Below are 25,227 nucleotides of genomic sequence, written 5' to 3' on the forward strand. Positions count from 1 at the left end.
GTTTTGGAAGGTAAGAGCCACACTAACCCATCCGGCTGTGAATGCAATCAGACCAATGGTTACACCGCAGATCCCTGTGGGAGCGAGCCTGCTCGCGATGGGGGCGGCACATTTAACATCTGTATTGCCTGACAAACCGCTATCGCTAGCAGGCTGGCTCCCACAGGGATTTGTGTCGCTGTATTCATCCGCGATAGATCAACCGCGAGGCCTTTTCATTGCGCAACGTCAAGTGTTCCATGCCCTGCCCCGGCGCATCGGCTTCCTCGCGGGCCTTGAGGATCACGCCGTGGTGCGGCGACTTGCTGCACACCGGGTCGGCATTGGCCGCATCGCCGGTGAGCATGAACGCCTGGCAGCGACAGCCGCCAAGGTCCTTGTGCTTTTCATCACAGGAGCGGCACGGTTCCTTCATCCAGTCATCACCACGAAAGCGGTTGAAACCGAAGGAATCGGTCCAGATGTGCTCGATGCTGTGTTCGCGCACATTCGGGAACGTCACCGGCAATTGCCGGGCACTATGACAAGGCAAGGCCGTGCCGTCCGGGGTGATGTCGAGAAACAGATTGGCCCAGCCGTTCATGCAGGTCTTGGGGCGTTCTTCGTAGTAATCCGGGGTGACGAAAATCAGCTTGCACGGATGGCCCTGCGCCTCAAGCCGCTCACGGTATTCGTTGGTGATGCGCTCGGCGCGCTGCAATTGCTCGCGGGTCGGCAACAGGCCCACGCGGTTGAGCTCGGCCCACCCATAGAACTGACACGTGGCCAATTCGACGAAATCCGCTTCCAGCTCAAGACACAGGTCGATGATCTTCGCGATCTCGTCGATGTTGTGCCGATGGGTGACGAAGTTCAGCACCATCGGATAACCCTGGGCTTTCACCGCGCGGGCCATGGCAAGCTTCTGCGCGAAAGCCTTGCGCGAGCCGGCGAGCATGTTGTTGACCGCTTCGTCGGCGGCCTGGAAGCTGATCTGGATATGGTCGAGCCCGGCGACTTTGAAATCATGGACTTTCTGCTCGGTCAAACCGATGCCCGAGGTGATCAGGTTGGTGTAGTAACCCATGTCCCGTGCGGCTTTTATCAGCTCCGCCAGGTCCTGGCGCACCAACGGCTCGCCACCGGAAAAGCCCAGTTGCGCAGCGCCCATTTCGCGGGCCTCGCGGAACACGCGAATCCATTCTTCGGTACTCAACTCCGCGCCTTGCTGAGCGAAATCCAGTGGATTGGAGCAATACGGGCATTGCAGCGGACAACGATAAGTCAGCTCCGCCAACAGCCACAGCGGCGGTCCCGGGCGCGAATCATTCGATCCAGAATTGAGCATGGGCCACCTCCAGAAACGCCAGCACGTCCTCGTCGATCCCCGGCACACCGGGAAAACTCGCGGAGAGTAAATCAATGATCGCCGCCACACTGCGTTGACCGTCCAGCAGATCGAGAATCTGCCCGGCGCTGGCGTTGAGTTTGATCATGCCTTCGGGGTACAGCAGTACATGGCAGTCCTGACGCGGCTCCCACTGCAAGCGGAAACCCTGGCGCAACGTCGGCGCCTGCGCACGGTTGATCAGGCTCACAGCGCAATCCCCCGATGCCAGACGCGGTCGGTCGTCACCGTGTGATACGGCGGGCGTTGCAGCTCGTAAGCCATGCTCATGGCATCGAGCATGCTCCACAGCACGTCGAGCTTGAACTGAAGGATTTCCAGCATCCGCTGCTGGCCTTCGACGGTGACGTAATGCGCCAGGGTGATGCGCAAACCGTGCTCGACATCACGCCGCGCCTGACTCAGGCGCGTGCGGAAATAGTCGTAGCCGGCGACGTCAATCCACGGGTAATGCGTGGGCCAGGCATCGAGCCGCGACTGGTGGATCTGCGGCGCGAACAGCTCGGTCAGCGAACTGCTGGCCGCTTCCTGCCAGCAGGCGCGCCGGGCGAAATTGACGTAGGCGTCCACGGCGAAACGTACGCCGGGCAATACCAGTTCCTGGGACAGGATCTGTTCGCGATCCAGGCCCACCGCTTCACCGAGGCGCAGCCAGGCTTCGATGCCGCCTTCACTGCCGGGCACGCCGTCGTGGTCGAGAATCCGCTGCAGCCATTCGCGGCGCACGTCGCGGTCCGGGCAGTTGGCCAGGATGGCGGCATCCTTGAGCGGAATGTTGATCTGGTAGTAAAAGCGATTGGCGACCCAGCCCTGGATCTGCTCGCGAGTGGCGCGTCCGGCGTACATGGCTTGGTGGAAAGGATGATGGATGTGGTAGTACGCACCTTTGGCGCGCAGGGCGGCTTCGAATTCGGTGGGGGTCATTGGGGTGTCAGTCATTGCGGTTCTCCGGGAATATGCGGTGTCTGGTCTGGCCCCATCGCGAGCAGGCTCGCTCCCACAAGGGATCTGCGGTGTACACAAACCTGCTCGCGATGAGGCCATCAGCTACAGCTCAATACTCATGCCATCGAACGCGACCTCAACGCCCCGCCGCTCCAGCAACGCCCGCTCCGCCGAGTCTTCGTCGAGGATCGGATTGGTGTTGTTGATGTGGATCAGCACCTTGCGCTGGCGGCTGAAACCCTCCAGCACTTCAAGCATGCCGCCCGGTCCGCTTTGCGGCAGGTGGCCCATTTCACTGCCCAGGCTCTGGCCGACTTCACACACGCGCATCTCGTCATCGCGCCACAACGTACCGTCCAGCAACAAACAATCGGCACGTTGCATCCAGCTCAGCACCTCATCGTCGATCTGGCCCAGGCCCGGGGCATAGAACAGCGACCCGCCCGTGCGCAGGTCTTCGATGAACAGGCCAATGGTGTCGCCCGGTTGCGGATTGCCGCGATTGGGCGAATACGGCGGCGCGTTGCTGACCAACGGAATCGCCCGGAACTGCAAATGCTTGCACGCCGCGATAGTGAACGGCTCGCGGTCAAGCCCCACGGGTTGCCACTGCAAGCCGCCGTTCCAATGCTTGAGCATGGTGAACAACGGGAAACCGCTGCTCAGGTCTTCATGAACCCGCTCGGTGCACCAGACCGAATGCGGGCAACCTTCGCGCAGGCTCAACAGGCCGGTGCAATGGTCGATCTGGCTGTCCATCAGGACCACGCCGGCAATCGCCGTGTCGCGCAAGCGGCGGGCCGGTTGCAACGGCGCGAAACTCTCGAGTTGCGCGCGAATGTCCGGGGACGCATTGCACAGCACCCAATCCACACCGTTGTCGCTCAGGGCAATGGAAGACTGCGTGCGTCGTTGCGCGCGCAGGCTGCCATTGCGCATACCGGCGCACTGGCGGCAGTTGCAGTTCCACTGCGGAAAACCACCGCCAGCGGCGGAACCGAGAACCCGAATGTACATGGGCGATGCTCCAGAAGGCAGGCCCGGCCAACGCAGCGGCTGGCCGGGTGGACGATCAACGGTTGGCGAAATACATCGTCACTTCGAAGCCAATGCGCAGATCGGTAAACGCGGGTTTAGTCCACATGGGTCATTCCTCTTCTTGTGCCGGACGATTCCGGTAAAGCCATTAATGCACGGGGCGGCAGGCGCCCGAATGCTACTTTCGAAGGAGGTTGTGGGGTGCGTTGGTAGGGGGTATGGCGGGGAGTTCAAGCACACACAAACCAATGTGGGAGCGAGCCTGCTCGCGATGGCGGCGTGACAGTCAACATCAATGTTGAATGTACTGGCCTCATCGCGAGCAAGCCCGCTCCCACAGGGGGATTGTGGTGTTCTTGCGGGGGTTAGAAGAACCCGAGCGGATTGATGTCGTAGCTCACCAGCAGGTTTTTGGTCTGCTGATAGTGATCGAGCATCATCTTGTGGTTTTCACGGCCGACACCGGATTTCTTGTAGCCACCGAACGCAGCGTGCGCCGGGTACAGGTGGTAGCAGTTGGTCCAGACACGCCCGGCCTTGATCGCCCGACCCATACGGTACGCACGGTTGATGTCGCGGGTCCACAGGCCGGCACCGAGGCCGAACTCGCTGTCGTTGGCAATCGCCAGGGCTTCGGCTTCGTCCTTGAACGTGGTGATGCCCACCACCGGACCAAAGATTTCTTCCTGGAACACGCGCATCTTGTTGTGCCCCTTGAGCAGGGTCGGCTGGATGTAGTAACCGGTCGACAAGTCGCCTTCGAGCCGCTCGGCCGCGCCGCCGGTGAGCAGTTCGGCGCCCTCCTCCTGGGCGATTTTCAAGTACGAGAGGATCTTGTCGTATTGCTGCTCCGACGCCTGGGCGCCGACCATGGTTTCGGTGTCCAGCGGGTTGCCGCGCTTGATCTTGACGATCTTTTTCATCACCACTTTCATGAAGTCGTCGTAGATCGATTCCTGCACCAGCGCTCGCGATGGGCAGGTGCAGACTTCGCCCTGGTTGAAGAAGGCGAGCACCAGGCCTTCGGCGGCTTTCTCGATGAACTGCGGCTCGGCGTTCATGATGTCTTCGAAGAAGATGTTCGGCGACTTGCCGCCCAGTTCGACGGTGCTTGGAATGATGTTCTCGGCCGCACATTTCATGATGTGCGCACCAATCGGGGTGGAACCGGTGAAGGCGATCTTGGCGATGCGCTTGCTGGTGGCCAGCGCCTCACCGGCTTCGCGACCGAAACCTTGCACGATGTTCAACACACCGGCCGGCAGCAGGTCGGCGATCAGTTCGGCGAAGATCATGATCGACAACGGCGTTTGCTCGGCCGGTTTGAGCACGACACAGTTACCGGCCGCCAGGGCCGGGGCGAGTTTCCACGCGGCCATCAGCAGCGGGAAGTTCCACGGAATGATTTGCCCGACCACGCCCAGCGGTTCGTGGAAATGATAGGCGGTGGTCAGCTCGTTGATCTCGGCGGCGCCGCCTTCCTGCGCGCGAATGCAGCCGGCGAAGTAGCGGAAATGGTCGGCGGCCAGCGGCACGTCGGCATTCAGGGTTTCGCGCACGGCCTTGCCGTTGTCCCAGGTTTCGGTGACGGCGAGGATTTCCAGATTCTGCTCGATGCGATCAGCGATTTTCAGCAGCACCAACGAGCGGTCCTGCGCCGAGGTTTTGCCCCAGGCATCGGCAGCGGCGTGAGCGGCGTCGAGGGCTTTGTCGATGTCGGCGGCGCTGGAGCGCGGGAACTCGGCGATCACTTCACCGGTGACCGGCGAGGTGTTGGTGAAGTATTCGCCATTGACTGGCGCGACGAACTCGCCACCGATGAAGTTGCCGTAGCGCGCCTTGAACGTGACGACGGCGCCTGGTGTTCCGGGTTGTGCGTAGATCATGGTGAGCCTCTGTCTGGGTCGATGCCTGTCGGGCAAACAGGCGATGAACCGATAGTAGAGAGCCCCGCGTGCCGAACGAATGCGCCGTTGGCAGGGGGGTTCTCGTTATTTGGTAGTAGTCGCCGCCGGGTCAGCAGGCTTTTGTGGCGAGGGCGCTTGCTCCCGCTGGAGTGCTAAGCGCTCCCGAACCCAGACGCTGCGGTTTATCTGTCACACCGCGTAGGCCGGATTTACGACTGCTTCGCAGCCGAGCGGGAGCGAGCTCCCTCGCCACAGGTACGTCATTACCCCAGGGTTGTGGTGGTTGGGTCAGTGTTTGGCGACCAGGTCTTTCGGCAACTTGAACGTCCAGAGCATGCCGCCCTGGTTGAAGTCCTTGATGCGCTTGGCCACTTCACCACCCCACAGCGGAACAGCACCGCCCCAACCGGACAGCACCGAGACGTACTGCTCGCCATCCATTTCCCAGGTCACGGGCGAACCCAGCACGCCGGAGCCGGTCTGGAATTCCCAGACTTTCTCGCCGGTCTTGGCGTTGAATGCCTGGAGGAAACCTTCCGGCGTGCCGGTGAATACCAGGTTGCCCTTGGTGGTCAGCACCCCGCCCCACAGCGGCGCGAAGTTCTTGTGACGCCAGACTTCCTTGCCGGTTTTCGGGTCGATGGCGCGCAGTACGCCGATGTAGTCTTCGTTCAACGGCTTGATGGTGAAACCGGCACCGAGGAACGCCGCGCCTTTCTTGTAGGCAATGCCTTCGTTCCAGATGTCCATGCCCCATTCGTTGGACGGTACGTAGAACAGCCCGGTGTCCTTGTTGTAGGCCATCGGCATCCAGTTTTTCGCGCCGAGGAACGCCGGGGCGACGAACACCGAACTGCCTTTGGCTTCAGTGCCCGGTGCGCCAGGACGGCTGGCCTCGTTGTAGATCGGCCGGCCCTCTTTATCGAGCCCGGTGGCCCAGGTGATCTTGTCCACGAACGGGAAGCCGCGAATGAATTTGCCGTTGGTGCGGTCCAGCACGTAGAAGAAACCGTTACGGTCGGCAGTTGCCGCCGCTTTGATTTCCTTACCGCCTTCGGTGTAGTTGAACGAGACCAGCTCGTTCACGCCGTCATAGTCCCAACCGTCGTGGGGCGTGCTCTGGAAGTGCCATTTGATCGTGCCGTCGTCAGGGTTCAGCGCCAGACGTGACGAGGAGTAAAGGTTGTCGCCAGGACGCAGGTGCGAGTTCCACGGCGCCGGGTTGCCGGTGCCGAACAGCAGCAGATTGGTTTCCGGATCGTAGTAACCGCCCAGCCAAGGTGCCGCGCCGCCGGTTTTCCACAGATCGCCCGGCCAGGTCTTGCCCGCTTCGCCACCGGAAATGCCGTTCTCCACGGCTTTGCCGTCCTTGTAGACATAACCCATGTGCCCTTCGACGGTCGGGCGACTCCACAGCAAGTCGCCATTTTTTGGGTCATAGGCTTCGATCTTGCCGACCACCCCGAACTCGCCACCGGCCACACCGGTAATCAGCTTGCCGTTGATCACCAGCGGCGCCGCGCTGATGGAATAGCCTTCCTTGTGGTCGGCGACTTTCTTGCTCCAGACGACTTTGCCGGTGTCTTTGTTCAGCGCCACGAGTTTGGCGTCGAGGGTGCCGAAGAACACCAGGTCGCCGTACAGCGCCACGCCCCGGTTGATCACGTCGCAGCACGGGCGGATGTCATCGGGCAGGCGCGCATCGTATTGCCAGAGCTTCTTGCCGGTGCGCGCGTCCACCGCAAACACCCGCGAGTAGGAACCGGTCATGTACATCACGCCGTCCTTGATCATCGGCTGTGCTTGCTGACCGCGTTGTTTTTCGCCGCCGAAGGAGAAGGCCCAGACCGGCCGCAAATCCTTCACGTTGTTGACGTTGAGGGTGTCGAGCGGGCTGTAGCGCTGACCCTGGACGCCCAGACCGTTGGTGACGATCTGCTCCGGGTTCTTGGGGTCCTGGAGAATGTCCTGATCGGTGACGGCGGCCAATGCCGTGCCGGACAACAGCATGGCACTGAGCAACAGGCTCAAGACGAAGGGTTGGCGACGTGCGGGTTGGGTCATGACGGCTGCCTCTGCGGTTTTTGTTATACCCGGGAAATTTTCCCGGTCTGGTGCAGATTCTTGGGCGCCGCCGCCCTTGCAACAATTGCCCGCAGTGCGGAGATTGCTAGTTCCTTAGTAGCGGGTCGGAGGAGATGAACACCGGTTTTTGTGATCGACACCAGTTCCCTGTGGGAGCGAGCCTGCTCGCGATGAGGGCCTGACAGTCGATATCTTTATCGACTGCTACACCGCTATCGCGAGCAGGCTCGCTCACACAGGGTTGCGTGTTTTCACTTGGTTGGGGCGGAATCGACTCGGGGCATTTGTGCGCGCTCGTAGCGCGGGTAGAGATGACTGACGCTGCGAATCAGCTCATAGCGACTCAGGCTGATACTGGCGAACCGTTCAGGGATGGGACTGCGGATCATCTCGCCCATGTCGCTGCCATTGGCCGCGCCATCACGCATCAGTTGATCGAGCCAGCCCAGGTAATCGCGCATTTGCTCGAAGGGTTTTGCGTCCGTGGCGACCGGGCCGTGGCCGGGGACGATGAGCGTCCACGGCAAGCCTTGCAGCGTCGCAATGTCCGCCAGCCACACCGACAAACCCGGACTGTTGGGCGTGGTCAGCGCCCGTTGATAAAACACCAGATCCCCGGCAAACAGCACGCCGGTTGTCTGGTCGAGAATAGCCAGATCAGCGCCCGTGTGCCCACCCAGGCTCAGCAGACGCAGATCGTGATTCCCAAAAGTTCGCACGCCCGGCGTCAGCGTCTCGGTCGGCAACACCACTTCGGTGCCACGCATCCAGTCGCCCACCAGTCGGTACATATTCTCGGCCATGGCATCGCCCTGCTGTTTCAACAGCTCGGCTGTACCGCCCAACGCGCCAATCGGCACGTCACTGAAGGCCTGATTGCCCAGCACATGATCGGGATGATGATGGGTCAGCAGCACCTGGATCACCGGTTTGTCGGTGGTCGCGGCAATCGCTTTGCGCATCGCTTCGCCGTATCGCCTGGACGGCCCGGTGTCGATCACCACCACGCCGCGTTCGGTGACGATGAACGCGGTGTTGACGATGTTGCCACCGTTGTCCTTGGCGAAATTGTCGGTGCTGCCTTCCAGCAGCCAGGTGTCTGCGGCGATCTGCCGGGGCTTGAGTGAATAGTCGAGATCGGCCAACGCAGGAAGGCTCAGGCTCATGAACAACAGCAGCATCCAGCGCATCACGCGCTCCTTTGAGTCAGGGTATGGCCGCATCAAACTGGTTGCCGCTGTTGTCGCGCAGCAACAAGCGCGTCTGCCCTGCCCCTTCAATGTCGAACGCCAGGCTGGGGTTTTCGCTGACGGCGGGAAACAGTTCGAGACGGGCCAGCAACCGGTCGTTGTGATCGCGCAACTCGGCATGGTTGATGAAGAATTCCGGGATACCGCTGACCATGCCGTTGTCCATCGGATGCGCCACCTGCAAGCGCAAGCGGCTGTATTCGCCACGCGGGTAGCGCCCGCCGATGACTTCGCCAATGTGTTCTTCCCAACCCGGCTGGGTGCGCACCACGCTGGGCGCCGTGCAGCCGCCGCCCGCCGCATCGATCAGGGTCGAGCCGACATGCCACAATCCATCGCGGGTCAGCACCGCTGCACGCAACGGCGTGGCTTGTTCGACACGAATGCGGATCGACAGCCACGGCAGCACGCGATCCAGCGGTTGAAAATCGACAATTTTCGGCAACGGATTAAGCTCGGCCCAGGCAAGGATTTTTACCACCTCGCCCTTGAACGCCCGGGCGTCGATTTCCAGCGGCACTTGCCGGGCATCTTCGGCGAACGGCGGCGCCATCAGCTTGACCCGCTCGTCGAACACGAACGGCGCATCGCCAAGCATTTGCTTGTGATAGAAGGCCCACATCACCGACGGCACCGGGTCTTTGCCCGGTTCGATGACTGCCGCGTGCGCGGCCAAGGGTAGCCAGCAGGCCAACAGGCAAAACGCGCTCCAGTTCACTGTTGATACATCTCCGGCACGTCATAGCGCAGGCCGTAACGGGCGTAAATGGCTTTGACCGAGCCTTCACGGATCAAGGTTTCCAGGGTTTCTTCCACGGCATAGGCCAATTGACGATTGCTTTCGTGCACCGCCATGCCGATCTCCCAGAGTTGCTTGCCCATGTTCGGATAGGCGTTTTCCGCCAGCGCGAGTTGCGGGTCCGCCGCCTCGTGAACCTGCCAGTCGATCTCGCCGCGCATCGCCATGACCGCGTCTACTTCACCGGCCTTCATGGCCGCGAACGCCTGGGGCACACCGGGATAGTGGCGGGTTTTGCCGGCGAGCATGCCGCTGAACACCGAGGTCAGGTAGAACGACGGCACGCTGTCGACCTCGACGCCAATCGGGTGGTGCTCGAACACCGCGACGCTGCCCACCGACTCCAGCCGACGGCGGTCATACGCGACCTGCCATTGCTCGTTCTGGTACGGACCGAACATCACCACATGGCCGTTTTCCAGCTCGCCCAGTTCGTTGCGCTTGCGCGCGTAATCCTGGTCATAGGGCACGCGCATCATCAGGTCGGCCAGTTGCAGATCGTGCAACTGGCTGGCGCGCCAGATGTAGTCGCGCAGGTCGTCGTCGAGCTTCTCGCCGGCAGGCGCCCAGATCAGTTTCAAGTGAACGCCAAGGGCTTTGGCCAAGGCCTCGGCCAGTTCGACATCCACACCACGGGGCTGGCCGGCGTCTTCGAAACTGTAGGGAGCAAAGTCTTTGTAGACCGCCACCTTCAGCTCCCCGGCAGCGATCATTTCGTCATAGGTACGAATCTGCGCCTGCACCACCTGGCAGCACAGCAGCACAGCGCTGATCAACACAGCGAGCAGGCGCATGCATTACTCCTCGACGTGAACGCTGTCCAGGTAAGTGCGCACAGCCCACAGGGCTTCCTGACTCAGGTAATCAGCCATCTTTGGCATGTACACCCGGCCGTCCCTCACGGCGCCGTGGCGGACCCGTTCGACGAACCATTCATCACCGGCCTCGCCGACGTCGAGCATGCGCAAATCAGGGGCGATCCCGCCAGATTTCGCTTCCAGACCATGACAGGCCGCGCAGTTCTGGTTGTAGGCCGATGAGCCGATTTCGACGGCTTTATCGTGCTCGGCTGTCGTACGGTAAGGGTTTACTGCCGCCCAGCCATCGCCATCAACCTGCACGCCGGCGTCCTTGATCGGGGTCAGTCCCTTGGTTTCGACGGCTTGTGGCACCACGTTGCCGTGGGCCCAGACTGAACCTGCACTGATAAAGCCGGCCAGCAGTCCGGCAACGAGCAAGGCGTTGCGTTTTGTTGTCATTGTTATGCCCTCAGGATTGCACGCAAAACCTCTTGGCAGAGGCTATGGCAACCATCTTAGGAAGCGTTTCACGCAAGCCCCATGCTGCTTTGGTGGCCGCCGTCCAGTACCTTGGTAGTAGGGCTTGTGGCGCACACCCAAATCAGGTGCCGCATGGGAAATATTCCCGGCAACAGCGGGACTTTTTCCGTATTCGCCACCCCGTCGGACACACCACCCTGTGCAGGCCAAAACCTCCACTGGGAACTGCAACCATGACAATAAGATCGCTACCCGCCCTTTCCCCTTTGACCCTCGCCGTGCAAGCCTTTTTGCTGGTGAGCAGCCTGACCCTGAGCGCTGCCGGCCAAGCCGCGACCGAACCCGCGAAGCCGACACACAACGTGAGCTGGGAAGACATTGCCAACGATCACCTGACCACCAAGGATGTTCTGCAATACGGTATGGGCACCAACGCCCAGCGCTGGAGCCCGTTGGCCCAAGTCAACGACAAGAACGTATTCAAACTGACGCCCGCCTGGTCCTATTCATTCGGCGATGAGAAGCAGCGCGGCCAGGAATCCCAGGCGATCGTCAGTGACGGCGTGGTGTACGTCACCGGTTCGTACTCGCGGGTATTTGCCCTCGATGCCAAGACCGGCAAGCGCCTGTGGACCTACAACCATCGCCTGCCGGACAACATTCGTCCGTGCTGCGATGTGGTCAATCGCGGGGCGGCGATCTATGGCGACAAAATCTACTTCGGCACCCTCGACGCGCGCCTGATCGCGCTGGACAAGAACACCGGCAAAGTGGTGTGGAACAAGAAATTCGGCGACCACGCCGCCGGCTACACCATGACTGGCGCCCCGGTGCTGATCAAGGACAAGACCAGCGGCAAGGTACTGCTGATTCATGGCAGTTCCGGCGATGAGTTCGGCGTGGTCGGGCAACTGTTTGCCCGCGACCCGGACACCGGCGAAGAAGTGTGGATGCGGCCTTTCGTCGAAGGCCACATGGGTCGTTTGAACGGCAAGGACAGTACCCCGACCGGTGACGTCAAGGCGCCGTCCTGGCCGAACGATCCGACCACCGAAACCGGCAAGGTCGAAGCCTGGAGCCACGGCGGCGGCGCCCCTTGGCAGAGCGCCAGTTTCGATCCGGAAACCAACACCATCATCGTCGGCGCCGGCAACCCTGGCCCGTGGAATACCTGGGCGCGCACCGCCAAGGATGGCAACCCGCACGATTACGACAGCCTCTACACCTCGGGCCAGGTCGGCGTCGACCCGAGCACCGGCGAGGTGAAATGGTTCTACCAGCACACCCCGAACGATGCCTGGGATTTCTCCGGCAACAACGAGCTGGTGCTGTTCGACTACAAGGACAAGGACGGCAAAGCGGTCAAGGCCACCGGCCACGCCGACCGCAACGGTTTCTTCTACGTCGTCGACCGCAACAACGGCAAATTGCAGAACGCCTTCCCCTTCGTCGACAACATCACCTGGGCCAGCCACATCGACCTGAAGACCGGGCGGCCGGTCGAGAACGAAGGCCAGCGTCCGGCGAAACCGCTGCCGGGCGAAACCAAAGGCAAACCGGTTGAAGTGTCGCCGCCGTTCCTTGGCGGCAAAAACTGGAACCCGATGGCCTACAGCCAGGACACCGGGCTGTTCTACATTCCGGGCAACCAATGGAAAGAGGAATACTGGACCGAAGAGGTCAACTACAAGAAAGGCTCGGCGTATCTGGGCATGGGTTTCCGCATCAAGCGTATGTACGACGATCACGTCGGCACCTTGCGCGCGATGAACCCGACCACCGGCAAAGTGGTGTGGGAGCACAAGGAACCCCTGCCACTGTGGGCCGGCGTGCTGGCGACCAAGGGCAACCTGGTGTTCACCGGCACCGGCGATGGTTTCTTCAAGGCCTTCGACGCGAAAACCGGCAAGGAGCTGTGGAAGTTCCAGACCGGCAGCGGCATCGTCTCGCCGCCGATCACCTGGGAACAGGACGGCGAGCAGTACATCGGTGTGACCGTCGGGTATGGCGGTGCGGTGCCGTTGTGGGGCGGCGACATGGCCGAGCTGACCAAACCGGTGGCTCAGGGCGGGTCGTTCTGGGTGTTCAAGATTCCGAGCTGGGATAGCAAGGTGGCGAAGAAGTAACACGCCTCCCCCCTGTAGTCACAGGGGGCTTGCCTGTATTCAGCAAGCCCTTCTGTGGCGAGGGAGCTTGCTCCCGCTGGGTCGCGAAGCGGCCCCTCCATACTTCAGCAATACCGGGTTGTCCGGGTTTGCGACTGCTTCGCAGTCGAGCGGGAGCAAGCTCCCTCGCCACAGGAACCTGCCTGGCCACAGTTTTGTGTATCCCGCCGACTCTCCATTCCGAGGACCTGCCATGAACTATCTACCTTTGATACTGTTGCTGACTGCACTTCCGGCTTACGCCACCGATGACGGCGAAGACACCCCGTTGATCATCAACGGCTGCACCATCGCCGAACACAGCCCCTGCCCCGGCGCCAATCTTAAAGGCGCCAACCTGAGCAATCAGGACCTGCGCAACATGAACCTCAGCGGCGCTGACCTGCGCGATGCCGACTTGCGTCACGCCCGCCTCGACCTCGCCAATCTGGAAAAAACCCAGCTGCAAGGCGCCAACCTGACCCGGGCCAGCCTGCAACAGAGCAACCTGCGTCTCGCCGATTTCACCGGCGCGACGCTGATGGCGATTCAGGGTTGGGGAATGTTCGCCCAAGGCGCGCAATTCGAAGACGCCAACCTCAGCGGCGCCTATCTGCAATTCGCCCGGCTCTCCGGGGCCAGATTGCACAACGCCAACCTCCGGGCGGCCGACCTGGAGATGACCTGGCTGAGCAAGGCTGATCTCAAAGGCGCGGATCTTAGCGATGCCAATCTGCAGGAGGCCAAGTTTGGCGAAAGCAACCTGGAGCAGGCGAACCTCAATGGCTCGCGCCAGCATTATACGAATTTTCAGGATGCGAATATGGAGGGTTGCAGCGGCTGCCCGACGACGTGGAACAAGTGAGACCCGAATCGACAATGCAACACAGACCTCCTGAGAGAGCGAGCCTGCTCGCGATGACGGTATGGCAGCCAATATCAATGTTGAATGTTATGCCCTCATCGCGAGCAGGCTCGCTTCCACAGGGTCTTGCCGTGGATTGAATCATCTCGCCACCCGCACCACCCCCATATCAATCCCCAAATGCACCAGCTCGGCGTGGGAACTGACCTGCAATTTGCTCTTGAGCAAGGTCAGGTGATTGGAGACGGTCTTGCTGCTGATGCTCAACTGCTCGGCAATCAACCGGGCCGGGGTGCCTTTGGCGAGCATCACGAAAATCTCCAGTTCACGCTGGGTCATGCTCTGCAAACGCGGATCGCTGGCGTCCTGCTGCGGATGACAGACCAGTTGAGTCGCCAGCGGTTGTTCGATGTACGCGTGGCCGGCGAGGATGCGCCGCACAGCCTCGATCAATACATCCGGCGCCGAGCTTTTGGTCAGGTAGCCCGAGGCGCCCGCGTCCAGTGCCTGGCGCACCAACGGCAGCTCATCGTGCATGCTGAAAAACAGCACGCGCAATTGCGGCAGGCGCTGTCGCAGGCGGCGCGTGGTTTCCAGCCCGCTGATCCCCGGCAAGCCGAAATCCATGATCACCAGATTCGGCACGGCTTCCTGAACCTTGGTCAGCGCCTCTTCACCCGTTGCGGCTTCACGCACTTCCATCGCCGGCAACAACGCGCGCAACAAACTCGCGTAGCCCTGACGGACCACCGCATGGTCATCCACCAGCAGAATATTCATGACGCCTCCAAAGGCATGCTCAAGGCCAGCGCCCAACCGGCGCCGGGGTGGCTGATGATGCATAGCTCGCCGCCCAGACTGCGAGCGCGCTCGAACATCGAATACAAACCGACGCCCGGTCGCTGTGGCGGGTGCGCACCGCAACCGTTGTCACGCACCAGCAAGCGCAACCGCCCGCCACGGTGGTGCAGGCGCACCCGCACTTCACTGGCACCGGCGTGGCGGGCGACGTTGGTCAAGGCTTCTTGCAACAGGCGGTAGAGATGGGTCTTGTCCGGTGCGGACAACGACGGCAAGTGCGCGCTGACCCGTAACCGGCAATCGATCCCTTGTCGGGCTTGCCAGTGTTCCACCAGCAACCCGAGGGCTTCGGCCAGTGGCAGGTGTTGCAACACCACCGGGTAGAGGTCGTGAACCAACGCTCTGAAACCGTGTTGAAGGTGTTCGCAGTTGTGCTCCAGCTCACGCACCGTGCGCTCAACGGTGTCGGGTTGATCGGCGACCAACCGCAACAGACAGGCCTGAGCCCGAATCCCCGCCAGGTATTGACCGAGGTCGTCGTGCAGGGTCTGCGCCAGATGGGTGCGTTCCTGTTCCTGCACCGCCAGCAAGGTCTGGGTCAGTTGCGTGTTGTCGGCGCATGCCTGTTCCAGCGCTTCGGTCATGCGGTTGAAATGCGTCGCCAGTTGCTGCGCTTCCGGCAGTCCTTGTACACGCAATCGCACCTTGAGCTGGCCGCCGGAGACCTGCCGCAACGCGCGCAGCAACTCGTCGAGCAGGCCCATGCCCCGGCGCACGGCCCAGCGAATGGTCAACAGACTCAACAACAACGCCAGACCGCACAGGCTCAGTAATTGCTGGAGGGAATCCCAGACTTCATCGATTTCATCCCGTGGGTCGACCGCGATCTGCACGCGTCGGCCATCCTGCAAATCCAGGACCCGCGCGTGGTGTCGGGCCTCGGCAAACAGCAATCGCCCGAGCCAGGCGTCGAGCCCGTCCTGCGTCGGCAGTTGTGCCGCCTCGCCCGGTTCGAGCCAGCGCACCCGTACGTGACGCAGACTTTGCGTCAGCCGTGGTTGCAGGCTGACGGGATCACGCTCGGCAGTTTCGCTCAAGTATTCGACCACCGCCTCGGCGGATTGCAGCTCACGCTCCACATCCGCCAGCGCCTGGTGCACCAGCAAGCCCATGCACGCAAAGGTGACCAGGGCGAAGAATCCGCAGACCCAGAGGTTGATCCGCCACAGCGCTGACATGCCTAGCGCCCCGGTGTCGCGGGCAAGACCTGCAGCGACGCGGGGCGCGGGCTGTGGAGCTTGTCGACGCCGATCAGACTCAGGATCAGCAGTAACGGCAGGAGCAGCGCTTTGAGAATACGCATGGTCGATCTCCTCCAGAGTGATGGCCGTTGTTGTCCATGCTAAAACCGCGCCGCCCTCGGCGAGTTACTACCTTGGTACTGCCTCACTGGTACTTTCTGCATATTTCATCCTGTCCTCAGGCTTCCTATGCTGGCGCTAACCCCCGTGGAGTGCCTTATGCGCCAGCTTGCCCCTTACGCCCTGATCTACGTGCTGGCGATTGCCTGCGCCGCCGGGCTGGCGACCCAGAGCCAGGCGGCCGACGCGCCCTTGCAGGTGCAGATCGGCTACCTGGGTTATCGCCCTGATCCGGGACCGTTGCTGTCCAACGTGATTCCCGAGCCGGTCGATGCCGGAGGGCGTGGCGCCGAGCTGGCGATCACCGACAGCAACAGCACCGGGAGCTTTCTCAACCACAGTTACAGCCTGTCCAGCGCCAACGTCGACAGTCCCGAGGCCTTGCTTGAAGCCGCCAAGACTCAGCACGCGCAAGGTCTGCGCCTGTTTGTGGTGAACGCCCCCGTGGCCAGCCTTCGCCAACTCAGCGCCGCACTGCCCGACAGTTTGCTGTTCAACGCTGGCAGCCCGGATGACAGCCTGCGCACCACCGACTGCTTGCCGAACGTGCTGCACACGCTGCCGAGCCGAGCGATGCTGGCCGATGCGCTGGCGCAGTTTCTGGTGGTGCGCAAATGGCAACGGGCGCTGCTGATCGTCGGCCCGACCGCTGACGATCAAGCCTATGCCGCCGCCCTGCGCCGCTCGGCGAAGCGCTTCGGCGTGCAACTGGTCGCGGAAAAAGCCTGGAGTTTCGATAACGACCAGCGCCGCAGCGCCCAGGCCGACATGCCGCTGTTCACCCAGACTGCCGAGTACGACGTGGTGCTGGTGGCCGATGAACGCGGAGACTTCGGCGAATACGTGCCCTACCAGACCTGGTATCCGCGCCCGGTGGCCGGCACTCAAGGCCTGACCCCGGTGGGTTGGCACAAGACCGTGGAAACCTACGGCGCCGCCCAACTGCAAAAGCGCTTCGAAGCCATGGCCGGGCGCTGGATGAACGACCGCGACTTTGCCGCGTGGATAGCCGTGCGCAGCATCGCCAGTGCAGTGAGCAAATTGCGTCAGACCGATCCGATGGCGATCCGCACGCTGGAAATCAGCGATCAATTGCCACTGGATGGTTTCAAGGGTCGCAAGCTCAGTTATCGCCCGTGGAACGGCCAGTTGCGCCAGCCGATCCCCATCGTCCAGCCCCGGGCGCTGGTCAGCACCTCGCCGCAGGACGGCTTTCTGCACCCTTTCAACGAAATGGACAGCCTCGGTTACGACAAGCCCGAAGTCAGCTGCCGCTTTCCCTGATCTTCCACAACAACGACAACAATAAGGAATCTGCCATGCGCCGCACCCTGCTTTCATGCGCCCTGCTGCTCGCTGCCGGGCATGCCGTGGCCAGCACCGCCTGGGTCTCGAACGAGAAAGACAACAGCCTCAGCCTGATCGACATGCAGACCTTGCAAGTCACCGACACCCTGCCGGTCGGCCAGCGCCCGCGCGGTCTGTTGCTGTCCCACGACAGCAAGCTGCTGTACATCTGCGCCAGCGATTCGGACCGGGTTCAGGTAATGGACGTCGCCACGCGCAAGATCATCAAGGAACTGCCTTCAGGCAAGGACCCCGAGCAATTCGCCCTGCACCCGAACAATCGCTGGCTCTACGTTTCCAACGAGGACGATGCTTTGGTGACAGTGATCGACACCGAGACTTCCAAGGTGCTGGGCCAGATCAACGTCGGCGTCGAACCCGAAGGCATGGCGGTCAGCCCCGACGGCAAATGGGCGGTAAACACCAGCGAAACCACCAACATGCTGCACTGGATCGACACCAGCACCCAGACCCTGGCCGACAGCACGCTGGTGGATCAGCGACCGCGTTTCGTCGAGTTCGCGCCCGATGGCAAACAACTTTGGGCCTCGGCTGAAATCGGCGGCACCGTGACCATTCTCGACGTCGCGACCCGCCAGGTGCTCAAGACCTTGACCTTCCAGATCAAAGGCGTGCACCCGGACAAGGTGCAGCCGGTGGGCATCAAACTCAGCGCCGACGGCAAGTACGGTTTCGTCGCGCTTGGCCCGGCCAATCATGTGGCGGTGATCGATGCCAAAACCTTCGAGATCCTCGACTATCTGCTGGTCGGCCGCCGCGTCTGGCAGATGGCGTTTACCCCGGATCAGAAGCAATTGCTGGCGACCAATGGTGTCAGCGGCGATGTGTCGGTGATCGATGTCGACAGCCTCAAAGTGAGCAAATCGGTGAAGGTCGGGCGTTATCCGTGGGGCGTGGTGGTGACGCCATGAACGCGCTGGAAGTCAGCGACCTGAGCTTTGCCTATGGCGCGCGCGAGGCGTTGCGCCAGGTGAGTTTCTGCCTGGAGCCAGGGCGTTTCGCGGCGCTGCTGGGGCCCAACGGGGCAGGAAAATCGACCCTGATCGCACTGCTCACCCGGCTCTACGATTTGCAGCGTGGCGACATCCGCGTCGGCGGTTGTTCACTGCGTAACGCGCCGCGCCCGGCGCTGAGACAACTGGGTGTGGTGTTTCAGCAAAGTACCCTGGACCTGGACCTCAGCGTCGAGCAGAACCTGCGGTATCACGCCGCGCTGCATGGGATGTCACGCCGCCAGACCAGCCTGCGGGTCGACGCCGAACTGGCGCGGCAAACGCTGACCGAACGCCGGCGCGAGCGGGTGCGCGAACTCAATGGCGGACATCGTCGCCGGGTGGAAATCGCCCGCGCGCTGCTGCATGAGCCACGTCTGTTATTGCTCGACGAGGCCAGCGTCGGCCTCGATCCGGCCAGTCGCCTGGCGCTCAATCAACACATCCGCAATTTGTGCCGCGAGCAACACATCAGTGTGCTCTGGACCACCCATTTACTGGATGAAGTACAGCCCAGCGATGATTTGCTGATTCTTCACCAAGGGCATTTGGTGGCCAGCGGACAGGCCGATGCACTGAGCCTGGAACACGGCGGCGACCTCGGCTCCGCCTTCGCTCGCCTGACCACCTCCGGAGCCGCCCGATGAATGCTTACTGGCAATGTTTCAGCGGCATCGTGCTGCGTGAATGGCTGCGTTTTGTGTTGCAGCGCACGCGGTTTCTCAGTGCGCTCGTCCGGCCGTTGCTGTGGCTGCTGGTGTTCGCCGCCGGTTTTCGCGCGGCCCTGGGCATTGCCATTATCGAGCCCTACGACACGTACATCCCGTATGAGGTCTACATCATCCCTGGCCTGGCCTGCATGATTCTGCTGTTCAATGGCATGCAAGGTTCATTGTCGATGGTCTATGACCGGGAAATGGGCAGCATGCGCGTGCTGCTGACCAGCCCCTTGCCCCGGACCTTTCTGCTGTGCAGCAAATTGTTGGCGACGTCGTTGATTTCGCTGTTGCAGGTGTACGCCTTTCTGGCGATTGCCTGGGTGTACGGCGTGCAGCCACCGGCCATGGGACTGTTGATCGCCCTGCCGGCGTTGTTGCTGGTGGCGTTGATGCTCAGCGCGCTGGGGTTGTTGCTGTCGAACGCCATCCGCCAGTTGGAGAACTTCGCCGGGGTGATGAACTTCGTGATCTTCCCGCTTTTTTTCCTGTCCTCGGCGCTGTATCCGCTGTGGAAGATGCGCGAGTCCAGCGAGTGGCTGTATTGGTTGTGCGCCGTGAACCCGTTCACCCATGCAGTGGAGCTGGTGCGGTTTGCGCTGTATGAACGCTTCAATCCGTTGGCGCTGACAGTGTGCGCGGGGTTGACGCTGGTGTTCGCGCTGCTGGCGGTACTGACCTTCAACCCGCAGCATGCAGCCTTGCGCAAAGCCAACTGACAAAACCGTCGCTCCCACAGGGGATTCGTGTTGAACACGGGGGAAAATTACTACTTTAGTACTGGTTTTCCTGTCTATCGTCGCATTCCCAACGCACCGAGACTGGCATGTAATGGGTTCATAACTATAAGGATTGAACCCCATGCCGCGTGCCCGACGTCGTCTGCTACGCCCTTCTCTCGCTGCGCTGTCGCTGAGCCTGCTGCTGGGCGCGGCACAGGCCGAAACACCGCTGTTCTCCGCCGAAGGCTATCGCATCGGCCTCTACCGCAGTCCGACCCCGAATCAACTGCAAGGCGCGTCCATCATCGATACGCCGGCCCTGCAAACCCTGCTCACCCAGACACCACGTCCGGTGCTGATCGACGTCTATCGCCGTCAGTGGCTGCAAGGTCGCTTCATCGAAGACCAGCCCCATGAGAACCTGCCCGGCAGTCATTGGCTGGCCAATACCGGCGATGGCGACCTGACGCCCGACTGGCAGGGCTATTTTGCGCGTAACCTGAACACATTGACCGCGGGCGATCTTGCGCGACCGCTGGTCTTCTACTGCCGCTCCGACTGCTGGTTGAGCTGGAACGCGGTCAAACGTGCCGCCGCCTTGGGCTATAAGACTCTGTATTGGTATCGCGACGGCCTGGATGCGTGGCAAGCGGCAAACCTGCCCGTGGCGCCCGCCCGGCCCGAACCCTTTCCGTGACCTTTACGCGTGCGTGTTGTTGCCACACCATAATCAAAATAATGAGGTGAAAGGCTATGTACAAAATTCTGATTGCCGACGATCACCCGCTGTTTCGCGAAGCCATACATAACGTCATCAGCGACGGGTTCCCGGGCAGCGAGGTCATGGAAACCGCCGACCTCGACAGCGCCCTGGCGCTGACTCAGGAACATGACGACCTGGACCTGATTTTGCTCGACCTGAACATGCCCGGCATGCACGGCCTCAATGGCCTGATCAACCTGCGCAACGAGGCACCGACCATCCCGGTGGTGATCGTCTCCGCCGAGCAGGACAAGCAGATCGTGCTGCAAGCCATCACCTATGGTGCGGTGGGCTTCATCACCAAATCCTCGCCGCGGGTGCAAATGACCGAGGCGATCCAGCAGATTCTCAACGGCAATGTCTACCTGCCGCCGGACATCATCCGCACGCAGAAAAGCGGCACCCACCGCCGGATGAACGATAACCCGAGTTTCCCTCCGGAACTGCTCCAGGCCCTGACACGCAAACAGTTGCTGGTGCTGGAACGCATGACCAAGGGCGAGTCGAACAAACAGATCGCCTACACCCTGGAAATCGCCGAAACCACGGTCAAGGCCCACGTCTCGGCGATCCTGCGCAAACTCAACGTGCACAACCGGGTGCAGGCGATCCTGAGTGCCGGGGATATTGATTTCGGGTCTTATCTGCGGCGTTGAATGTCGGGATTACCAATCTCTGTGGCGAGGGAGCTTGCTCCCGCCGGGTCGCGAAGCGGCCCCCTGCAAACGTCCAAATACGCCGAGTGGCCTGATTTACGACGGCTTCGCAGTCGAACGGGAGCAAGCTCCCTCGCCACAGATTCAGTGTCCGGAGGGAGTTAACGGGACAGGCCGAGCAAATGACTCATCGCCGTCTTCAGCTTCATCGGCCGCACCGGTTTGTGCATCAAGGTGTGCCCCAGCTCGCGAATCTGCAATTTGAGCTCATTGCTGTAGTTGGCGGTGATCATCATCGCCGGAATGGCTGAACCGCGCCGGGCGTTGATCCGGGCCACCGCATCCACGCCGTTCTGCTCGTCATCCAGGTGATAATCGGCAATCAGTAAATCCGCTTCTTCATGGTAGTTATCCACCTGCCGCGCCAGGTCCTGCTCCGACAGCGCCGTCACCACCAGGCACCCCCACCCTTCAAGCAAGGTGCGCATGCCGGCACAGATCGCCGCGTCGTTGTCCAGCACCCACACCCGCGCGCCACGCAGACGCTCGAGCATCGGCTCACTCATCTGCAGGCTCGGCGGCGCCATGGGTGCCGTGGCGCTCAGCGGTACTTCGACGGAAAACATCGAACCCTTGCCCGGCCACGAACGCACGTGAATGCGGTGCCCGAGAATCCCGGCAATTTTCTCGACAATCGCCAGCCCCAGGCCCAAACCACGATCCTGATCCGGACGCTGCACATCGCCACGCTTGAACTCCTGGAAAATCTCTTCCAGACGGTTATCCGCAATGCCCATGCCGCTGTCCCAGACTTCGATCGTCAGCCGCTGATGATGACGCCGACAACCGAGCACCACCCGGCCGCTGTAGGTGTAGCGAATCGCGTTGCTCAACAGGTTGCGCAGGATCCGCGCGAGCAATTGAATGTCGCTGCGCACCAGCGCCGAACACGCGATGAAATGCAGTTCAAGCCCCTCACTGCGGGCCACTTGGGTGTACTCGGCGGCGAGGTTTTCCAGCAACTCGCTCAAGGCGAACGGCGCAATGTCGGCCTTGATCACCCCGGCATCGAGTTTGGAAATATCCACCAGGGTGCCCAACAGGTTTTCCACGTCTTCCAGGGAATTACTGACATTGCGCACCAGAATCTCGTTGGCCACCGGTTCCCGGCGTTCGAGCAAGGCACTGGTAAACAGTCGCGCTGCATTCAGTGGCTGCAACAAGTCATGGCTGACGGCGGCGAGAAATTTGGTTTTCGACAGGTTGGCCTGTTCGGCTTCGAGCTTGGCTTCGCGCAGGCGTGATTCAACGCGCCGACGCTCGTCGATCTCGCGCAGCAACTGGTCATTGAGGTTCGTCAGTTCCGCCGTGCGCTCACGTACCCGCAGCTCAAGGTTCTGATAGGCCTGGTGCAGCGCCTCGGCGGTGCGGCGGCGCTCGGTGATATCGCGGATCAACACGAAAATCCCCACCACCTCCCCGGTGGCCAGCCGATTCGGCACATAGGAGCGCAGCATGTAGCGCTCCTGATTGTTGATGTTGGTTTCGGCGAACTCGAACGTTACGCTTTCACCGGCCAGTGCCCGGGCCACGTAGGCTTCCAGCCGCTGATAATGTTGCTCGCTGTGCACCTCGCGCAGGCTCTGCCCGAGCATCACGCCGCGCGGCCAGCAGTACCATTCTTCGTAGACCTTGTTGGTGAACTCGTAGACCAGATCGGCATTGAGGTAGGCGATCAGTGCCGGTACGTGGTCGGTGATCAGGCGAATCCAGCGCTCGCTTTCGCTCAGCGCTTCGGCGTGCTGGTAGCGTTCGGTGATGTCGGTGAAGGTGTTGACGAAGCCGCCGGTGGGCAACGGATGGGTGCGGATTTCCAGGACCCGGCCATCGTAGAGGCGCTGCTCGCATTCCTGCACCGGGCGCCCGTTGCCGTCTCGACTGGCCGGGGTCAACAGGTTCAACTCGCTGTCGGCGATCACTTCGGCGAACGGCCGATGCGCCGCCACCGGCGCAAGGCCGCTGAGTTCAAGGAAGCGCCGGTTCCACAACTCCAGAATGCCGTCGGCGTTGACCATCGCCACGCCTTGGGACAGGTTGTCGACCGCCCGTTGCAGCAAATGGGATTTCTGCGCCACCGCCTGCTCGCGGCGCACCGTTTCGCTGAGTTTGACGTCGGTAATGTCGGTGAACAGGATCACCCGCCCGCCCTCTTGCGTCGGCCGTTCACTGACTTGCAGCCAGCGACCGTCCTGCAATCGGAACAGCAGATTTTCGTCGGCCTGCCCGCGCGGTTCTTCGGTGAACAGGCCGGTGGACAGCATCAGCCGCTTGACCTCAGCCAGGCGCATGCCGGCGTTGATCCGCACCCGACTGTTGCCCCAGAACGCCTTGAAGCGGCTGTTGAACAGCACGATTCGCTGGTCGGCATCGAACAGTACAAAAGCGTCGGAAATGCTCTCGATGGCGTCGATCAGGTGTTGATGCGCGGTTTCTGCACGCAAGCGCGCTTCGCTGAGCAAATGATTGCCCGACTTGAGTTCGGCCATGGCCTGGTTCAAGGCGTCGGTGCGCTCACGCACCTGTTCGGCCAGCACCACCGAATGCTGGAACGCCGCGTACGGGTCGTTGCCGCGGGTGATACCGGATTCGATCCGTTCGATCAGCGCGCCATTGATGCGCTGCAGTTTCTGGTTTTCGTGTCGCAGGCTGGCGACTTGCGCCTGAAGCTCAACGATGTCCAGGGGACCGGCCTCGGGCAATGGCAACCCCGGTGAAGGTCTGGTTGATGTGCATGCCATTGAACTGTTCTCCATAGGTGTTGAAACCCATCACCCGCTGGTCCCGCAAAAACATGGCGATCTGCTCGAGGCTGCCGCCGTCTTCCAGTTCCAGACGCCTGAGAAAACAGTCGCAGCCGATGGTCAGCAACAGATCGCCGAGGCGGTCCTGCAAACCCTCGAACAGATTTTGCAGGTTCGGCAGCATCGGGCCGGGGGTCATGACCGTGAGGACGATGCCGTTTTCCACCGCACAGTAGAAACTCAGGCTCAGGTCCGGATGAACCTGCTGGATTGCCCGTACGTAGTACTGATCGTTGATCCGCACCGCCAGCGGGTGGGCGGCGAAGACTCGGTGATCGAGCTCGGCGACGGGCACGCCGATGTGCCGGGCGTACTCCTCGGCGGCGGGTTCGGCATTCAGTTCGAACACCCGGCGCGAAGCACTGTCGGCGCCAGTGACCACCAGTTTTTCCGCCCGCGGCAGGATGTGGTGGGTGGTGAAGACTTCGAAATCCAGCCAGGTGTTGACCAGCACCACCACCGCCGCGCCACTGTGAAACTCGCCATTAAAATAGACGTGGGTATGGGTCAGGTAATTGTCGTCGCCGGCCGAACCACCGAAATGCGGGATGTCGCCCAACGCTGCGCTCAGCGCTGCGAGGACCATTTCTTCACGGCTGGACAAACCATCCAGCAGGGTCAGGGCAAAACTGTTGCCCTTGATCGGCGCCAGGGTGTTGCTGCGACAGCCACTGACCAGACGCTCGACCATTTGCTGGGCGTCGATCAGGCTGAATCGCTCCATCTCGTCGATCAGTTCGGCGTCGATGGAAAAATGCCGATGGTCGAACCCCACTGCCGTCACGCAGTTGCGACCGTAGCCCAGCGGGGTGATTTCACCGGCGCTGGTGCAGCCAACCAGGCGAATACCGCCGAAGCTTTGTTGCAAGGCCTGACCCAGCGCCTGCAAGTCGTACTCGGCGGAACAGAAAAACAACACGAACCCCAAATGCGGATGCAACAGTTGCCGCGCCAGTTCTTGAGCCACCTGTTCGGCATCGGTCGACTGAGACATTGCACTGACGACACCTTCGCTCTGGACCTGCTGCATCGTCGCCTCCCGCAGGTGCGCATGTATGAGGTTGGAGTGTACGAAGGCCAGGGGCTGCCACGTATGCTACTTGGGTAGCGGTCAGGCGGTTCGATGGGATGAGAGTCGGACATCAAAGGCTGGTGGCTGACACATTTGTGGCGAGGGAGCTTGCTCCCGCTGGACTGCGAAGCAGGCCCGGAACCGGCCGATGCGCG

Annotated in this window: 24 protein-coding genes; 8 read left to right on the top strand and 16 right to left on the bottom strand. The window is 61.5% G+C overall.

Features of this window, described 5'->3' with window-relative positions:
• Positions 1-184: 184 nt before the first annotated feature.
• From pqqE to pedF, 11 genes are all read right to left on the bottom strand, one after another.
• Positions 185-1,327: a pyrroloquinoline quinone biosynthesis protein PqqE gene (gene pqqE / locus B723_RS23330; protein ID WP_017339445.1), complete on the bottom strand. Its 1,143-nt coding sequence runs from the start codon at positions 1,325-1,327 to the stop codon at positions 185-187.
• Positions 1,305-1,577: a pyrroloquinoline quinone biosynthesis peptide chaperone PqqD gene (pqqD, locus tag B723_RS23335; RefSeq protein WP_017339446.1), complete on the bottom strand. Its 273-nt coding sequence runs from the start codon at positions 1,575-1,577 to the stop codon at positions 1,305-1,307. Before pqqD ends, pqqE begins: the two co-directional genes overlap by 23 nt.
• A complete protein-coding gene (pqqC, locus tag B723_RS23340; RefSeq protein WP_017339447.1) occupies positions 1,574-2,326 on the bottom strand; it encodes a pyrroloquinoline-quinone synthase PqqC in 753 nt (250 codons plus the stop codon). The genes pqqD and pqqC overlap by 4 nt, the downstream gene beginning before the upstream one ends.
• Positions 2,327-2,434: 108 nt before the next feature.
• Positions 2,435-3,349: a pyrroloquinoline quinone biosynthesis protein PqqB gene (gene pqqB / locus B723_RS23345; RefSeq protein ID WP_017339448.1), complete on the bottom strand. Its 915-nt coding sequence runs from the start codon at positions 3,347-3,349 to the stop codon at positions 2,435-2,437.
• 55 nt (positions 3,350-3,404) lie between these two features.
• Positions 3,405-3,476, bottom strand: a complete 72-nt coding sequence (gene pqqA / locus B723_RS32505; protein ID WP_003253598.1) for a pyrroloquinoline quinone precursor peptide PqqA — start codon at positions 3,474-3,476, stop codon at positions 3,405-3,407.
• Positions 3,477-3,735: 259 nt separating this feature from the next.
• The gene (gene exaC / locus B723_RS23350) at positions 3,736-5,256 is read right to left on the bottom strand and encodes an acetaldehyde dehydrogenase ExaC (protein ID WP_052909709.1); all 1,521 of its coding nucleotides are present in this window, start codon (positions 5,254-5,256) and stop codon (positions 3,736-3,738) included.
• A 309-nt stretch (positions 5,257-5,565) separates the two neighbouring features.
• The gene (locus B723_RS23355) at positions 5,566-7,341 is read right to left on the bottom strand and encodes a PQQ-dependent methanol/ethanol family dehydrogenase (RefSeq protein WP_017339451.1); all 1,776 of its coding nucleotides are present in this window, start codon (positions 7,339-7,341) and stop codon (positions 5,566-5,568) included.
• 272 nt (positions 7,342-7,613) lie between these two features.
• The gene (locus B723_RS23360) at positions 7,614-8,552 is read right to left on the bottom strand and encodes a quinoprotein relay system zinc metallohydrolase 1 (protein WP_017339452.1); all 939 of its coding nucleotides are present in this window, start codon (positions 8,550-8,552) and stop codon (positions 7,614-7,616) included.
• Positions 8,553-8,568: 16 nt separating this feature from the next.
• Entirely contained in the window at positions 8,569-9,330 is a 762-nt protein-coding gene (locus B723_RS23365; RefSeq protein ID WP_017339453.1) for a quinoprotein dehydrogenase-associated SoxYZ-like carrier, read from the bottom strand.
• Positions 9,327-10,205 carry a substrate-binding periplasmic protein gene (locus B723_RS23370; protein WP_017339454.1) on the bottom strand — a complete coding sequence of 293 codons (879 nt, stop codon included), beginning with the start codon at positions 10,203-10,205 and terminating at the stop codon, positions 9,327-9,329. Before B723_RS23370 ends, B723_RS23365 begins: the two co-directional genes overlap by 4 nt.
• Before the next feature lie 3 nt (positions 10,206-10,208).
• Positions 10,209-10,670 (bottom strand): cytochrome c-550 PedF, encoded by a 462-nt coding sequence (pedF, locus tag B723_RS23375; protein ID WP_017339455.1) that lies wholly within the window; start codon positions 10,668-10,670, stop codon positions 10,209-10,211.
• A gap of 254 nt (positions 10,671-10,924) precedes the next feature.
• Here pedF and exaA point away from each other — a divergent pair, with 254 nt between their 5' ends.
• The gene (gene exaA, locus B723_RS23380; protein WP_017339456.1) at positions 10,925-12,817 is read left to right on the top strand and encodes a quinoprotein ethanol dehydrogenase; all 1,893 of its coding nucleotides are present in this window, start codon (positions 10,925-10,927) and stop codon (positions 12,815-12,817) included.
• A 232-nt stretch (positions 12,818-13,049) separates the two neighbouring features.
• Positions 13,050-13,700, top strand: coding sequence for a pentapeptide repeat-containing protein (locus B723_RS23385; RefSeq protein WP_017339457.1), 651 nt, complete (start codon positions 13,050-13,052; stop codon positions 13,698-13,700).
• A gap of 141 nt (positions 13,701-13,841) precedes the next feature.
• Here the strand turns inward: B723_RS23385 and B723_RS23390 are convergent, their stop codons facing one another.
• From B723_RS23390 to B723_RS33945, 3 genes are read right to left on the bottom strand one after another with little or no spacing between them, the layout of a single operon-like run.
• Entirely contained in the window at positions 13,842-14,480 is a 639-nt protein-coding gene (locus tag B723_RS23390) for a response regulator (protein ID WP_017339458.1), read from the bottom strand.
• On the bottom strand, positions 14,477-15,739 hold the full coding sequence (locus B723_RS23395) for a HAMP domain-containing sensor histidine kinase (protein ID WP_017339459.1): 1,263 nt from the start codon (positions 15,737-15,739) through the stop codon (positions 14,477-14,479). Before B723_RS23395 ends, B723_RS23390 begins: the two co-directional genes overlap by 4 nt.
• 2 nt (positions 15,740-15,741) lie before the next feature.
• Complete coding sequence (locus B723_RS33945) at positions 15,742-15,864, bottom strand: hypothetical protein (protein WP_017339460.1); 123 nt, start codon at positions 15,862-15,864, stop codon at positions 15,742-15,744.
• 157 nt (positions 15,865-16,021) lie between these two features.
• Between B723_RS33945 and B723_RS23400 the strand changes: the two genes are divergently transcribed.
• From B723_RS23400 to B723_RS23425, 6 genes are all read left to right on the top strand, one after another.
• Positions 16,022-17,206, top strand: coding sequence for an ABC transporter substrate-binding protein (locus tag B723_RS23400; protein WP_017339461.1), 1,185 nt, complete (start codon positions 16,022-16,024; stop codon positions 17,204-17,206).
• Positions 17,207-17,241: 35 nt separating this feature from the next.
• Positions 17,242-18,201, top strand: coding sequence for a YVTN family beta-propeller repeat protein (locus tag B723_RS23405; RefSeq protein ID WP_017339462.1), 960 nt, complete (start codon positions 17,242-17,244; stop codon positions 18,199-18,201).
• Positions 18,198-18,929: an ABC transporter ATP-binding protein gene (locus B723_RS23410; protein WP_017339463.1), complete on the top strand. Its 732-nt coding sequence runs from the start codon at positions 18,198-18,200 to the stop codon at positions 18,927-18,929. The genes B723_RS23405 and B723_RS23410 overlap by 4 nt, the downstream gene beginning before the upstream one ends.
• Positions 18,926-19,717 carry an ABC transporter permease gene (locus B723_RS23415; protein WP_017339464.1) on the top strand — a complete coding sequence of 264 codons (792 nt, stop codon included), beginning with the start codon at positions 18,926-18,928 and terminating at the stop codon, positions 19,715-19,717. The genes B723_RS23410 and B723_RS23415 overlap by 4 nt, the downstream gene beginning before the upstream one ends.
• Before the next feature lie 142 nt (positions 19,718-19,859).
• Complete coding sequence (locus tag B723_RS23420; RefSeq protein WP_017339465.1) at positions 19,860-20,417, top strand: PQQ-dependent catabolism-associated CXXCW motif protein; 558 nt, start codon at positions 19,860-19,862, stop codon at positions 20,415-20,417.
• A 56-nt stretch (positions 20,418-20,473) separates the two neighbouring features.
• Positions 20,474-21,139 (top strand): response regulator transcription factor, encoded by a 666-nt coding sequence (locus B723_RS23425; protein WP_017339466.1) that lies wholly within the window; start codon positions 20,474-20,476, stop codon positions 21,137-21,139.
• A gap of 161 nt (positions 21,140-21,300) precedes the next feature.
• On the opposite strand, the gene nahK is transcribed toward B723_RS23425, so the two are convergent.
• Positions 21,301-23,898 carry a hybrid sensor histidine kinase/response regulator NahK/ErcS' gene (nahK, locus tag B723_RS23430; protein ID WP_017339467.1) on the bottom strand — a complete coding sequence of 866 codons (2,598 nt, stop codon included), beginning with the start codon at positions 23,896-23,898 and terminating at the stop codon, positions 21,301-21,303.
• A complete protein-coding gene (gene nosP / locus B723_RS23435; RefSeq protein ID WP_017339468.1) occupies positions 23,867-25,030 on the bottom strand; it encodes a nitric oxide-sensing protein NosP in 1,164 nt (387 codons plus the stop codon). Before nosP ends, nahK begins: the two co-directional genes overlap by 32 nt.
• Between the last annotated feature and the right edge of the window lie 197 nt (positions 25,031-25,227).

The organism is Pseudomonas fluorescens NCIMB 11764 (assembly GCF_000293885.2).
Lineage (GTDB): Bacteria > Pseudomonadota > Gammaproteobacteria > Pseudomonadales > Pseudomonadaceae > Aquipseudomonas > Aquipseudomonas fluorescens_B.